Origin of the sequence: Xanthomarina arctica (assembly GCF_014638915.1) — a bacterium.
Lineage (GTDB): Bacteria > Bacteroidota > Bacteroidia > Flavobacteriales > Flavobacteriaceae > Xanthomarina > Xanthomarina arctica.
The window spans coordinates 390,007-404,504 of the sequence record NZ_BMFQ01000002.1 but is presented as its reverse complement, the minus strand read 5'-3'; the positions used below and the strand labels follow the sequence as shown (position 1 = coordinate 404,504).

The 14,498-nt window shown below is 30.8% G+C and carries 18 protein-coding genes; 6 read left to right on the top strand and 12 right to left on the bottom strand.

The genetic code is table 11. The features are described 5' to 3' along the window. Positions 1–85 precede the first annotated feature (85 nt). The 6 genes from IEV77_RS08045 (at position 86) to IEV77_RS08020 (ending at position 5,530) form a co-directional block, all read left to right on the top strand. Positions 86–1,165: a BamA/TamA family outer membrane protein gene (locus IEV77_RS08045; protein ID WP_188463623.1), complete on the top strand. Its 1,080-nt coding sequence runs from the start codon at positions 86–88 to the stop codon at positions 1,163–1,165. Between the two features lie 144 nt (positions 1,166–1,309). After that, positions 1,310–1,798 (top strand): hypothetical protein, encoded by a 489-nt coding sequence (locus IEV77_RS08040; RefSeq protein ID WP_188463621.1) that lies wholly within the window; start codon positions 1,310–1,312, stop codon positions 1,796–1,798. Positions 1,799–1,874: 76 nt separating this feature from the next. Then, the gene (locus tag IEV77_RS08035; protein ID WP_188463619.1) at positions 1,875–3,299 is read left to right on the top strand and encodes an L-serine ammonia-lyase; all 1,425 of its coding nucleotides are present in this window, start codon (positions 1,875–1,877) and stop codon (positions 3,297–3,299) included. A gap of 274 nt (positions 3,300–3,573) precedes the next feature. Beyond that, complete coding sequence (gene panB, locus IEV77_RS08030) at positions 3,574–4,392, top strand: 3-methyl-2-oxobutanoate hydroxymethyltransferase (RefSeq protein WP_188463616.1); 819 nt, start codon at positions 3,574–3,576, stop codon at positions 4,390–4,392. Between the two features lie 61 nt (positions 4,393–4,453). Continuing rightward, on the top strand, positions 4,454–4,804 hold the full coding sequence (locus tag IEV77_RS08025) for a four helix bundle protein (protein ID WP_188463614.1): 351 nt from the start codon (positions 4,454–4,456) through the stop codon (positions 4,802–4,804). A gap of 21 nt (positions 4,805–4,825) precedes the next feature. Then, entirely contained in the window at positions 4,826–5,530 is a 705-nt protein-coding gene (locus tag IEV77_RS08020) for an RluA family pseudouridine synthase (RefSeq protein ID WP_229736617.1), read from the top strand. A gap of 52 nt (positions 5,531–5,582) precedes the next feature. On the opposite strand, the gene IEV77_RS08015 is transcribed toward IEV77_RS08020, so the two are convergent. The 12 genes from IEV77_RS08015 to IEV77_RS07965 form a co-directional block, all read right to left on the bottom strand. Then, positions 5,583–6,419, bottom strand: a complete 837-nt coding sequence (locus IEV77_RS08015; protein WP_188463612.1) for a sensor histidine kinase — start codon at positions 6,417–6,419, stop codon at positions 5,583–5,585. Beyond that, positions 6,403–7,116: a hypothetical protein gene (locus tag IEV77_RS08010; RefSeq protein WP_188463610.1), complete on the bottom strand. Its 714-nt coding sequence runs from the start codon at positions 7,114–7,116 to the stop codon at positions 6,403–6,405. Before IEV77_RS08010 ends, IEV77_RS08015 begins: the two co-directional genes overlap by 17 nt. Before the next feature lie 73 nt (positions 7,117–7,189). Further along, positions 7,190–7,897, bottom strand: a complete 708-nt coding sequence (locus IEV77_RS08005) for a hypothetical protein (RefSeq protein WP_188463608.1) — start codon at positions 7,895–7,897, stop codon at positions 7,190–7,192. 30 nt (positions 7,898–7,927) lie between these two features. Next, positions 7,928–8,050, bottom strand: a complete 123-nt coding sequence (locus tag IEV77_RS17540) for a hypothetical protein (RefSeq protein WP_262891655.1) — start codon at positions 8,048–8,050, stop codon at positions 7,928–7,930. A gap of 14 nt (positions 8,051–8,064) precedes the next feature. Beyond that, positions 8,065–8,775: a hypothetical protein gene (locus IEV77_RS08000; RefSeq protein ID WP_188463606.1), complete on the bottom strand. Its 711-nt coding sequence runs from the start codon at positions 8,773–8,775 to the stop codon at positions 8,065–8,067. Positions 8,776–8,780: 5 nt separating this feature from the next. Further along, complete coding sequence (locus tag IEV77_RS07995) at positions 8,781–9,047, bottom strand: hypothetical protein (RefSeq protein ID WP_188463604.1); 267 nt, start codon at positions 9,045–9,047, stop codon at positions 8,781–8,783. Positions 9,048–9,056: 9 nt separating this feature from the next. Further along, entirely contained in the window at positions 9,057–9,779 is a 723-nt protein-coding gene (locus IEV77_RS07990) for a hypothetical protein (protein ID WP_188463602.1), read from the bottom strand. Positions 9,780–9,790: 11 nt separating this feature from the next. Further along, complete coding sequence (locus tag IEV77_RS07985) at positions 9,791–10,069, bottom strand: hypothetical protein (RefSeq protein ID WP_188463600.1); 279 nt, start codon at positions 10,067–10,069, stop codon at positions 9,791–9,793. Continuing rightward, positions 10,056–10,766, bottom strand: a complete 711-nt coding sequence (locus IEV77_RS07980) for a hypothetical protein (RefSeq protein WP_188463598.1) — start codon at positions 10,764–10,766, stop codon at positions 10,056–10,058. Before IEV77_RS07980 ends, IEV77_RS07985 begins: the two co-directional genes overlap by 14 nt. A gap of 5 nt (positions 10,767–10,771) precedes the next feature. Further along, the gene (locus IEV77_RS07975; RefSeq protein WP_188463596.1) at positions 10,772–11,278 is read right to left on the bottom strand and encodes a hypothetical protein; all 507 of its coding nucleotides are present in this window, start codon (positions 11,276–11,278) and stop codon (positions 10,772–10,774) included. A 280-nt stretch (positions 11,279–11,558) separates the two neighbouring features. Beyond that, entirely contained in the window at positions 11,559–13,232 is a 1,674-nt protein-coding gene (locus tag IEV77_RS07970) for a hypothetical protein (protein WP_229736616.1), read from the bottom strand. A gap of 77 nt (positions 13,233–13,309) precedes the next feature. Continuing rightward, positions 13,310–14,431 (bottom strand): hypothetical protein, encoded by a 1,122-nt coding sequence (locus IEV77_RS07965; protein ID WP_188463594.1) that lies wholly within the window; start codon positions 14,429–14,431, stop codon positions 13,310–13,312. Positions 14,432–14,498 lie beyond the last annotated feature (67 nt).

Here is a 14,498-nt window from a genome sequence, read left to right as displayed (position 1 = left end):
TACATATGTTCAAATTAATGAATTCATAATTTATGTTAACCGAAAAATCAATGTATTTTGCGCTTTATTAATATCATTCAATTAAATGAAAAAATATTTCCTTTTAATATTGCTTGCGGTAACCTGTTTCTCTAATAGCTATTCTCAACAGAAAGCAACAGATAGTATCAAGCCAGCAGACACTTTAAATCTTAAGAATCTTGAATTTACAGTAATGCCCTATTTAGGTTATAACAGAAATTTAGAGGTCTTAATTGGAGCCATCCCTATGTTTACTTATAAATTAAATAAAACAGATACAATTTCCTCTAAATCTTTATCTGGAATGGCTGCAGTTTACACAACAAATGGGTCTTATTTTATTTCGATATTTAATAAATGGTACTATAAAGAAGATTCATGGCGAGCAAAATTATTTTTCCTTTCTGGAGATTATAATTCACAGTTTTATATGACCGATATGGAGCTGTCTGGATTTTACAATTATGGGACGAAAGCAACAGCTCTTAGTGTAGAGGTGCAAAGAAAAATCGTCAAACATTTATATGGTGGTATTACATACACCTTTGCTCATTATAAAACAGAATTTCAAGACGATATACAACCCGAAGATGTGACACAAACAAATGCTATTGAATTAAACGGACTCTACGATTCTAGAAACTCTGTTTATTATCCAACCTCGGGAATTAAGTCGCTATTAAGATATATTTCATATCCTACATGGTTTGGTAATGAAGTAAAAGCGCAAAAAGTATTATCAGAATACAATACCTATTTTCCTATGAAAAATGGAAAAGATGTGATTGCGGCTCGTTTTTCGGGACAATTCGGATTAGGTGATATTGCCTTTCAACAACAAGTAACTATTGGAGGAAAAGATATTCGAGGTTATTCTGAAGGGAAATATCGTGGCGATGGTTTAATTGCCTTGCAAGGTGAATATCGATATAACTTTGGTAAGAAAATGGGATTAGTGGGTTTTGCAGGAATCGCAACTATTTATGGATCTGAAACCGAAGACTTCAACTGGAAAGCTTATCCAGGTGTAGGTGTTGGTTATCGTTACCGAGCATTTAAAGCCATTAAAATGAATATTGGCTTAGATGCCGCTGTAGGTAAAGAAGATTGGAGTGTGAATTTTAGAATTGGTGAATCTTTTTAATTTCTTAAAGATCATTTTAAATTAAATCCTTTAATGCTTATTATTTGGCAAAAATCCGCCATGATGTCATACAGATATGTTAATAGAACGAAAAACACCCGTTCAATTCTTAATTATTACTACTTTTAAAATCAAAAATCTATTATGAAAAATTTATCTATCTTATTTATAGCTTTATTAAGCGTTGTTTTTTCTTCTTGTGAAGGACCTCAGGGACCTCCTGGAAATGATGGCGGTATTATTATTGCTCCTGCTTTTGAAATAGAAGTGGATTTTAATGCTCTCAATAATTATGAATACTTTGAAGCCTACGGTTTTGAAATTTATCCTTACGACATGACCCTTGTTTACATACTTTGGGAAGTAAATAACGGCCAAGATGTTTGGAGATTAATGCCACAAACTGTTGAATTTGATGAAGGTTCATTAACTTATAATTTTGATTTCACACGTACAGATGTTCGTTTCTTCTTAGATGGTACTATTAATTTAAATACGTTAGATCCTTCTTGGACGCAAAATCAAGTTTTTAGAGTTGTTATTGTTCCTGCCGATAACATCGGGAAAAGAAATTTTGAAGATTTAACAACTGTAATGGAAGCATATAATATAGAATCTTTCGAAAAACGCTAATTCTTTTTCTCACATTTTTTCTTCTATTTCATGAATACTAAAATGTATCTTTGAAGTTAAATTAAACCTATAAAACATGGAATGCATTTCTACTTTTGATATGTTAAAAATTGGTGTTGGACCATCAAGTTCTCATACTTTAGGACCTTGGCGAGCAGCTGAACGCTGGATTAAAGAGCTAAAAGACAGCAAAAAATTTGATGCTGTTGAAGAAATCACTGTGAATCTGTATGGCTCTTTATCTCTAACTGGTAAAGGACATGCTACGGATTATGCTATTATGTTAGGTTTAAGTGGTGGCGATCCAGAAATTATTCCTATAAACTCTATTGAAGGCATTATAAATTCTATTAAAGAAAATAAGGTTTTAAATTTTAACCATGAAAAATTGGTGCCTTTCCTTCCAGAAACTAATATCATCTTCAACAGAAAATTTCTACCTTATCATTCCAATGGTTTAACCTTTACGGCTACCATAAATGGCAAAAAATTAAAATCGACTTTTTATTCTATTGGTGGTGGTTTTGTTGTAAAAGAAGAACGAAAGAATTCAAAAAAGAATAAAGAAATTTTTCTAAACACGTTTCCTTATCCTATTGTAAAAGGAACGGAACTTTTAGCCTATTGTGCACAATTAAATATGCCTATTTCTGGTGTTGTTTTAGAAAATGAAAAATCGCTTCGTGACGAAAAAACCATAGATTTTGAACTACAACGTATTTGGATGACCATGTTGGAATGTATGTACATTGGTTGTCATACCGAAGGGAATCTCCCTGGTGGTTTAAATGTAAGACGTCGTGCTTACGACATGCATCAAAATTTAAAAGGAGTTGTACCATATTCCGATCCTCAAGAATGGTTGGAAACCATTAGACTAACAGAAGTTAAATTTAGACAAATCCTAAAATGGGTAAGTTGTTTTGCTTTAAGCGTTAATGAAGTTAATGCGTCTTTAGGTCGTATTGTTACGGCGCCTACAAATGGTAGTGCTGGTGTAATTCCTGCCGTGCTTATGTATTATCTGGTTATAGAAAACCATGAGGCTAACTTTGACCATATTAAAAGATTTTTATTGGTAGCTGGAGAAATAGGAAGCATGTTTAAAAAAGGTGCCACAATTTCGGCAGCCATGGGTGGCTGTCAAGCAGAAATTGGTGTATCGTCTGCTATGGCAGCTGGAGCTCTATGTGAATTATTAGGAGGCAGTCCAGACCAAGTTTTAATCGCTGCAGAAATAGCTATGGAACATCATTTAGGTCTTACTTGCGATCCTATTGGTGGCTTGGTTCAGATTCCTTGTATTGAACGTAATTCTATGGGAGCTATGAAGGCTATTCACGCCGCTGAAATGGCCCTAGATACCAATCCAGAAAATGTAAAAGTCCCTTTCGATAAAGTAGTTTCTACCATGTGGGAAACAGCAAAAGACATGAGTTCCAAATACAAGGAAACTAGTGAAGGTGGTTTAGCTGTTGCAGTAAATATTCCTGATTGTTAGACTCTATTTTCCTAATAATTAGATAATTGACACATTAAAATTAGACTGTTATTTAAACAAATAATATTGAAGATTGTCATGCGCTAATCAATTCAACCCTCTTTGCTCCTAGCATCTTTTAAGTTTATATTTTTAAAATAGAAGGGCTATTCATTATTATTATATTTAATCAAAAAAGATAATTCTCTATTAGCAAACTAAATTTTTTTATCAGCCTTACCAAGCTATCAATTATTTAGTACTTTTACATCTATTAAAATTTCAAACTACACATATGTCTGTTGCAAAAAAAGAGTACAAAAGAATTACCGTAAAAACCTTAGTTGACATGAAAGCTAATGGAGAGAAAATCTCCATGCTTACAGCTTATGACTTTACCATGGCTAAAATTGTTGATGGTTCTGGAATAGATGTTATTTTAGTTGGTGATTCTGCCAGTAACGTCATGGCTGGGCATGAAACCACCTTACCAATTACTTTAGACCAAATGATATATCATGCGTCTTCTGTAGTTAGAGCTGTAGAACGTGCTTTGGTGGTTGTTGATTTACCTTTTGGAAGTTACCAAAGTGATCCTAAAGAAGCCTTGCGTTCTGCTATAAGAATTATGAAAGAATCCGGTGGACATGCCGTAAAACTTGAAGGTGGAAAAGAAGTAAAAGAATCTATCAAGCGTATTTTAAATGCTGGAATTCCTGTGATGGGACATTTAGGTTTAACACCACAATCTATCTATAAATTTGGTACTTATACCGTTCGTGCTAAGGAAGACGAAGAAGCGATCCAATTAAAACAAGATGCTCTAATGCTTGAAAAAGCAGGTTGTTTTGCTATTGTTTTGGAAAAAATACCAGCTAGTTTGGCAAAAGAAGTTGCAGAAAGTGTTTCTATTCCCGTAATCGGAATTGGCGCAGGTAATGGCGTTGATGGGCAAGTTTTAGTTTTACACGATATGATTGGTATGACTCACGAATTTCACCCACGTTTTTTAAGACGTTACATGAATTTATATGAAGAAATGACAACTGCCATCTCACAATATGTTGGTGATGTCAAGTCTGAAGATTTTCCGAATGATGAGGAACAGTATTAAGTTTGATTATTAGAAGTTTCGAACATTGGATAATTAGATTCCTTACTTAAAACCTAATTTGATGCACAGATTTAAAGATTTGGAAATTTGGAAAAAAAGCAGATTGTTCTGTTCTGAAATTTATTCAATAACGTCTAAATTTCCAGAATCAGAAAAGTTTGGATTAGTAAATCAATTGCGAAGAGCTTCAGTTTCCATTCCTTCAAATATTGCGGAAGGTTCTTCCAGAAATTCAAATAAAGACTTTACAAGATTTTTACAAATAGCAATTGGTTCTGCTTATGAAATTGAAACACAACTATTAATCGCTTCAGATTTAAAATTCATAAACCAACAAGAAGTAATCTCTCTTTTGAAAAATTTAGAATCTATAATTAAAATGATTTCCAAATTTAAATCAACTCTCAAATAAATCCAAAAATCGAAGTATCTAGTGATCCAAAAATCCAAAACATTATCCAATAAATCCAACCTTCAAGTTCTCTACGAAGACAATCACATCATCATCGTTAATAAACGGGCTGGAGATATTGTTCAAGGAGATAAAACGGGAGACAAACCCTTAAGCGAGGTTGTTAAAGAGTATATTAAAGACAAATACAGCAAACCTGGAAATGTATATCTTGGGGTGGTTCATCGATTAGACAGACCAACAACAGGTGTCGTTATGTTTGCTAAGACAAGTAAATCTTTACCAAGACTCAATAAATTATTTGCGGATAAAAAGACGGAAAAAACGTATTGGGCTTTAGTAAAAAAGGAACCTACAAAACTTCAGGATACATTAATTCATTGGTTGATAAAAAATCCTAAAAACAATAAATCTACTGCTTATCCAAATGAAATTCCTGATGGTAAAAAAGCCATTCTTCATTATCAAGTAGTTAAAAAATTAGATACGTATTTCCTTTTAGAAGTTACTTTGGAAACTGGAAGACATCATCAAATTCGTGTGCAATTGGCCAGTATTGGTTGTCCTATTAAAGGCGATCTAAAATATGGATTCGACCGTAGCAACAAAGATGCAAGCATTAGTTTACACGCCAGAAATTTACAGTTTATACACCCTGTTTCAAACGAAGCTATTAATGTAACAGCTCCTCTCCCTAAAGACCCTGTTTGGGATGCTTGTGTGTAATTAGTGTTCGAAAATCTTCAATCATTGATCCAAAATCAAAAATCGTAAATCATCAATCGTTTATAGCTCTCTTCAAAACTGGATATTCTATTTGAAGTTCCACTCCTTCATTTGGCTTAGAGGTTAAGCTAAAAGTGGATTCTATAAGTTCAGTCCTAGCCTTCATATTAATTAATCCAGCGCCACTTTTTACGGTTTCCATATCAAAACCTACCCCGTCATCTTTGGCTATAATAATTAATTTTTCTTCCGTATAATTTAAAGATATGCTCAAGTGTTTTGCTTTAGAATATTTAACCGTATTAGACATGAATTCCTGGATAATTCGAAATAGGATAATAGCATCTTTATTATTTTTACGAACATCTTTTTTGCCCAAACAAATAAGTTCAACCTCCATTAACTTCATGCGTTTTAAACGGTTTAATTCATTTTGAATAGATTCTTCAAACCCAGCATTTAAAATAACATCCGTATTCAAAGATTTTGAGAGCGCTCTAACCTCTTGAAGACTAGCTTTAATAACATTTGAAGTGTCTAAAACCTTTTCTTTTAAATCGTCTTTAACATGACCCGCAAGCATGTTAATCTGCATACTAGCAAAAGCTAAAAGCTGTCCTACATTGTCATGTAATTCTCTTCCAACATGTTTTAGAGTTTCTTCTTGAATTTCGGTTTGTGTTTTCGAAATCTCCTCGTCGAAAGCTTGTTGTTGTTTAATTTTATCCAATAAGAGCTTGTTTTTTCGCTTTTGAAAAACAATAAAGAAGATAACAACCAGAGATGTTACAATAAGCAATACGCCTATCATATATATTAAAAGATAACGCTCTGCAGAAGTAGAAACTGTAGGTTGTTGTAATAAAAACGTATTAAATAGGTAAATCATTTTTAGGTTTTGAAACAATTAGGGCAACTGCAAAAGAAAGGTACATAAAAACATTGGCATACAGCATAATGAGCCATTTTAAAACAGCCTGGTTTGGATCTGTATTTGCCTGGCCACAAACAAAATGTACCAAAGGAATCGTAATTAATAAATAAATTAGAAGAATGACACTAATATAAAAATGAATGTCTTTATAAAATTCTAATACTTTTTCTGAATGAAGCATTTCATACAAATAAAAAAGAGCACTTAACATAAGTATGGACATGTTGCCAATTCTTATAATTTTGTAAGTGCCAGTAAAAAGACGTTCGAAATTTAATATGATACTTCCTATGGAAACAATAAGAAACAGTACAAGAGCATATCGAAGTATGTTTCTTAAAAACTCATTTTTAATCAACTTTCTATAATACCAGGCAAAAAAGACAGCAGACCCTATATACCAAGTTATGGTAACCCACCAAAAGTTATATTTAAACACTGTATTTTCTATTAAAGGATAATAACCTAATTGGGTTAATATTTTACCATATGACCCCAAAATATCTGCAATAAATAGATATACCAAAAAGTAAATAAAGTATTTTACTACTGTTTGATTATACTTCTTGAGCATAATCAATCCTACAAATGCCGCTATAAAAATAATAGCTTTATTAATAAACATATAATTTTGAAGTAAGAAGTCTTTCATTGATTATAACTCTAATTTAAATCTGAAATAAATATAATAATTAAAAATTATTATAGGGTTTAAAGCGCACTATTTATACATCTTTTTCTGGTTTGCACCAGATTAAGGCAAAAGCGAATGTAACGTACATTAAAACATTGGATATTAACATCATGTACCATTTTATCATGATATAATCCCAATCGGCTTCTGTAAAATATTTCTCAAAAAACCCTAAAGGTGTTGTTACAAGCCACCAAACAAATAAGGTAATAGCAATATAAAAATAAATAGATCTTGAAATGTTAGTAAGCTTCTCAGCATTAATCAGTTCAATAAAATAAAAAAACAAACTCAATAATATTACCAGAACACTGAAGATGCTAAGGTATTCTGATTTATAAGAAAAAAATGCTTGGGGGTCATAAAAAATAGTTCCTATTAAAATCAACAAGTAACCATATTGACATAGTCTAACGATTTTTTTAAAAACCTGAGACTTATATCTTAAACTAAAAAACCATGAATAAAATAAGGTTGCTGCAGACGTCCAAAATAGTGTATACCACCAATAATTTCTTTCTATTAAAGTGTCTTCTATTAAATAGTCTAAGCCATAATCCTTTAAATGTCTTGGATAACTCCCTACGGCTTCCACAAAAACAACCCATCCTAAAAACCAAATAAAATATTTGACTTGGGTATTTTTATATTTTTTATAGACTAATACACCAATAACAAATGCTAATATTTCGACACTTTTAGATAGTATGGTGTAATATTCATATAAAAATTCTCTCACTATATTATTTATTATTGATTCCTTTAGGCACTAAAAACATATGAGTATAACTACTTGTTTAATTTTTGGATATGCCCCTAAATACACGCGTACACCATCCATAGTATAACCTAACTCTTTAGATTCGTTTTCTACATAGTTTAAAAATATCATAATTCTATTTTATTTCAAATTTTCTCGTTTTCAGGACTTGATACAATTAAACCAATTGTAAAAGTACCATACATAAATATATTTGCGATTAAATAAATCTGCCATTTTAAAAACACAAAATTCCAATCAGCTGTTGAACTATATATGTCATAAAAAACGAGTGGTGTAATTATTAGCCACCAAATAAATATAGCCAAAGTAATATAAAAACTTAATGATTTATAAATGAAAATTAATTTATCAGATTTTAATGCCTCAATTAAATAAATGGTTACACAAATAAATACAACAAGAGCTCCTAAAACACTTAAAATTGGAAAAAAACGAATAAACAAATCTTTCCAATTCAGAATAATAAAAATACTTGAAAAGCTAAAAAAGCTATAGCCAACACCCTTTATTATTTTTTTAAAAATATCCGTTTCTAATATTTTATAATAATAAAAAGTAAAAAATAAAATCGCTCCAATTTTCCAGAACAATGTTGACCACCAAAAATTTCGTTCTAATAAAGTTCCTTCTAAAAAATACAAAAAACTGTCTTCATGACAAAACATGGTATATCTGGCTAAGAACTCACAAATTGCAATATAGACTAAAAACCAAATAAAATACTTAGCAGATGTAGCTCTATATTTCTTATAGAAATATAAACCTGTAACAGCAGCAAAGGTTTCAATAAGGTGAAGAATAAAAAAATAATTTTCTCTTAAAAACTCTTCCATTAAATTTAATGTGGATAATTAGATGACGGTGGATTACCCATACTACCTTCATTTAATCCACTCCCCCCAGGGACATCTCCTCCTCCAAGAGGCAACATATTAAATATAGTACTATTACCTTGAGAAATGTTCTCAATGCCTGTTGGCACTAAAAACATAGTCGTATAACCAACTTCCTTATCTGTTGGAAAAGCGCCTAAATACACACGTACACCATCCATAGTATAACCTAATTCTTTAGATTCGTTTTCGGCATAGTTTAAAAATTTCATAATTTTATTTTAAATTTTCTCGTTTTCTGGATTTGATACAATTAATCCAATAGCAAACACGCCATACAAAAACAAGTTTGCAAATAAATAGATTTGCCATTTCAAAATAATATAATTCCAATCATCTGTTGAATAATACACTTCATAAAAAGCTAAAGGTGATATTATTAGCCAAAAAATTAAAATTGCAATACTTATGTAAAAGTTTAAATCTTTGTAAAATTTAAGCACTCGTTCATTAGTAAGAATTTCCAAGAAATAATAAAAAGCACATTGAATAATAATTAATGCTCCTGCAATATCCAGGGATAAAAAAGATTTAACAAAAAAGTCTTTCCAATTGGTTGAGATAATATAAATTGAAAACAACAAGAATAGAATTGTAGATCCTTTAAGTAATTTTAAATAAATTTTATTTGTTAATACTCTCTGGTAATATATGGCAAATACTAATACACCTCCTATTTTCCAGAATATAGTAAACCACCATCTATTCTTTTCAAACAAGGTGCCTTTTAAGGCTATTTCTATATTGTTTAAAAATTCATATTTTTCTACATAAATAGTATATGCTCCAAGTAATTCAATTATAAAGAGATAAACTAGGGTATAAATAAAATATTTAGCATTAGAATATTTGTATTTTTTATATGAGATTATACCCACAAAAACTGCAAAAACCTCAATACTAGTTATTAAAATACTATAATTATTTCTTAAAAATTCTTCCAAACAAAAAAGCTTTACTGTGGATAATTAGATGGTGGTGGCATTCCATTTTGCCCACCATTTAAACCACCTCCAGGAATATCTCCTCCTCCAGGTGGCTTCATATTAAAAAACGCACTATTTCCTTGAGAAATGTTCTCAACTCCTGTTGGTACCAAAAACATAGTCGTGTAACCAACTTCTTTTTCTGTTGGATAAGCCCCTAAATACACGCGTACACTATCCATAGTATAACCTAAATCTTTAGATTCGTTTTTAGCATAGTTTAAAAATTTTATTTCAAATTTTCTCATTTTCAGGACTTGCTACAATTAAACCAATAGCAAACATCCCATACATAAATATATTTGCAATTAAATAAATCTGCCATTTTAAAAACACAAAATTCCAATCAGAAGTTGAATTATATATGTCATAAAAAATGAGTGGTGTAATTATTAACCACCAAATAAATATAGCCAAAGTTATATAAAAACTTAATGATTTATAAATGAAAATTAATTTGTCAGATTTTAATGCCTCAATTAAATAAAGGGTTACACAAATAAATACAACAAGAGCTCCTAAAACACTTAAAATTGGAAAAAAACGAATAAACAAATCTTTCCAATTCAGAATAATAAAAATACTTGAAAAGCTAAAAAAGCTATAGCCAACACCCTTTATTATTTTTTTAAAAATATCCGTTTCTAATATTTTATAATAATAAAAAGTAAAAAATAAAATCGCTCCAATTTTCCAGAATAATGTTGACCACCAAAAATTTCGTTCTAATAAAGTTCCTTCTAAAAAATACAAAAAACTGTCTTCATGGCAAAACATGGTATATCTGGCTAAGAACTCACAAATTGCAATATAGACTAAAAACCAAATAAAATACTTAGCAGATGTAGCTCTATATTTCTTATAGAAATATAAACCTGTAACAGCAGCAAAGGTTTCAATAAGGTGAAGAATAAAAAAATAATTTTCTCTTAAAAACTCTTCCATTAAATTTAATGTGGATAATTAGATGACGGTGGGTTTCCGCCTACACCATCATTTAACCCACTACCTCCTGGAACATCTCCTCCTCCAGGTGACAACATATTAAATAATGTGCTATTTCCTTGGGAGATATTTTCTACGCCTGTTGGCACTAAAAACATAGTCGTATAACCAACTTGTTTATTTGTTGGGTAAGCCCCTAAATACACCCGTACACCATCCATAGTATAACCTAACTCTTTAGATTCATTTTCTGCATAGTTTAAATAATCTCTCATGTCTTTTAAAGACCACCAAGAAGATCGGTTATCTGGACGCAATACAATAGAATCGCTAATTAAAGCATGTCTGCTGTTAAACGCTTGATCTAAAGTTTTGGCTTCTTCTGGAGTAATCAGTCCTTTTGGTGCAACAACGGCTACTTCAGGTTGTTCTAAATTGGATTTTGAACAATAGAAATAAGTAGCCAAAGCTCCTATAAGAATTCCTAAAATTAATAAACTAAATTTTTTCACAATTAGTTGGTTTGGTTAATAAGTTCTAAATGTATTAAAAAGTTTGAAAATTCCTTCAAAAATAAGGAACATAAGTACTATTATTATTTAATTCTTAAAACGAAAGGCAACATTTAAAAACGCGAAAAATTTATAAGATTCCTGATTTCACAACAATTAACCCAACCAACCTTCTCTATCCAAACTTCTCTATTGTATGACTTCGCTTAAATGTGCTCCCTTGATATCTTCACTTCCTTCTAAATATGAGTTGATTTATATAGTTTTTATGGACTAATGCTTACTCAGAAAATAAAATTTTAAAAGCTGTTTTTTTATGGAGCCAAGTTTTATGGGCTTCAACAACATACGAGTTTATTTCTTTCGGATGACCTAAGTCATCAAAAATATATTCATAAGTTCTTTTTTTAGGTAAACCCGCATGTATAATCAGCTTCTTTGGTTTTTGTTGCAATATAAATAGCTCCATATCTTCATAATCAACTCCTTCATTTTCAGAAAAACCTTTATTAGTATCTACTATTTTAATTAATTCGCTTTTTTCATTATAAGTAAGATTTACAGTATTTAAATTTATAAAAGTATCACTGTTTGTGTATTTAGAATAGTCAATTTTTTCTAGCGGTGTTTTAACTTGATCTAAAGGAACAAAATAAAGTACACTGCGTCTTTCTACTTTAGTTAATAAGTCATTTTTATAGCTGTAGTTGGTTGTAGTAATAGTTACGCCATCACTTGTTTCAAACCTTTTTTTGGAACTAATAGTATTATTTTCGTTATAAGTTGCCGTTATTAATTCGCGAATACCATAATCATCAATGGTTTCGGCTTCTAGTAATTGGCGCTTGTTATTGTAAGTGTATTTTGTATTGTAATATTTAACACTGGTATTGTCTGCCAGACTAATTATTTGTTCGTTTTTTAGTTCATATACTTGATAGATATAATCTAGATCTTCATCAAAATGAAATAGTTTAACTGTCTTGCCTTTTTTAGAAATACTATCAATTCCTATATAATCTAAAATTGGTTTTTTACTTATTAAAGGGTTTTTGATGAAATGGTTTTCATATTTAAATCTTAAAGTATCAACGCTTATTCTTGTTTCATCAGGGGTGTAAACAGTATGTACGAAAGTCAATTCTTTTACATCCATAGAATAATTACGGAGATCAAATAAATAGGTTTCTGAAAAGAAAAATAAGATATCTTTTTCTGGCGAAGAAAACTCTGGCTTTTCTAAAACTAACACATCTTTAATAGTATTGGCTTTAAATTGAGGATTTCTAATTTGTGCTACCACAGTATTAGATATAACTATAAGCAGTGAAAAAAGAAATTTTTTAAAGAAACTACTGCGAATCAGTTTTTTGATTTTTTGTAAACCATTTTGCTTTTTTAATAAAATAACGGACTCATAGTCAAACCTAGATCTCCAAATAAGTTCACATTCATGGAAGCCATCAAAACACGCTACAGGTTTTAAGTTGTATGCAGCCAAAGTCATTAAAAAACGCTCCATACCACCAAAAGGATAGTTTCCAGTAGAAAAGGCAACAATTCCCAAATGCTCATTTATCTTTTTAAGACTCTCCATATCTACCTCAAAACCAAATTCTAAATAATTAAATATGGAAAAGACATCATAACTACCAAATGATTCTAAATTTTCACTATCGCTTTGCAAATAACTCTCTAGAAATACGGTTACATAATTTGGCATTAACTCTTTGCATCTATGTTTTTCAGGTTCAACCTGTTGGTCTAAAAAAGCATTTAATTCCTCCATTGCAACATCTATCTCTTCTTCAGACATGGTATCCCAATCAAATTCAGGGCCTTTATCATCAAACTTAAAACCAGCTTGTCTTACTTTAACCATATGATCATAAAGTTTTTGAAAATCTTCAAACTTTGGAGGATCATGAATTTCGAATTTAATGTAAAGCATCATTTTATTTTACCTGCATATTTTTGTTATAACTATTAAATATCTTGAACAAACACCTAAGGTTTTTAATATTCATGGTGTTAGTTTTTGCATCGCTCAGATTCTATTTTATGTTTATTTTTAACATAAACTTCCTCTAAAATTCTAATTTTATCTATCTCTTGAGGCGCAATGGCTCTTATAATACGTGACGGATAGTTGAAGATATAGGCATGTGCAGAAAGGTCATAACTCTTACCTTCCATGTTCATGGTGACATATTTTGATAAGTCATCAGAGCCATAATAGTAAGATTCGTCATCTAACCACACAAAGTTTCTGTCTGGCAATACGAACAACCTCATATTACTAGCGTTTATTGCTTTATAAAAATATGGAACGCTATTGAGTAGTGCCACGTCTTGGGCTTGTAGATTCTCTAAATTGGTATTGAAGTCTTTTAAATCCACAGGAACAAAAGCTTGAGTTTTTAGATTTATCGTGCTCCAAATTGAAACTACAGTATCGCTGTTTTCTTGATAGTGTTGGAAATTTATCCGAGCAACATCTCCAATCTTTACGCTACTAACAATGTTTATAGAACCATTAAAATCTGACCATTTTTTTTCCCTAGTCACTTTATGTTCTTTCACTTCATTAAGAACCAGATCTCCGTTAGCATGTAAAGCTAATATGTTATTTTTATCAATCCTTATATAATGTGATGGTAATGATAAGTGCTTATCTTGATAAATACTCATACTATAGCTATCTTCAATATTTAAAGTCTCATTAAATCTAAACGTTTCTGAGACTGCTTTCTTTGGGATTAAGTAGCCATACTGTTTTACTAAATCATTTGTTTTTGCCTTATCTACAGTGGCATAGTTTACTTCATAGACATAGGTTACAAGAGTGATTAACTCCTGTGTATCGTCTTCTATTTGATCTACAAAATTTGGCACCAATTTAATATTGTACAGTTTGTTTTCAACCGTATTTAAAATATAGCTATCCTTAAGTTTTGATGCTTTGTAAGGGACTGCTCCATTTACATTATAGAGAAAGGCTGTGCTGTCTTTCACCAGCGCATAAATCTCATCTGTAAGCGGCAAAATAGCCTCTTGAGTATATTGCGCAATAAGCCCATCGTTTAAAACGAGTTGTTGTGCCTTTGCTGTTAGCGTTACTATTAAAATAGGCAGTAGTATTAAAATTCTCATAATATAATTTTTAGGTGTCTGGTTATTAATACAATTGCTCAAAATGATTACAAACACATATGTTTAA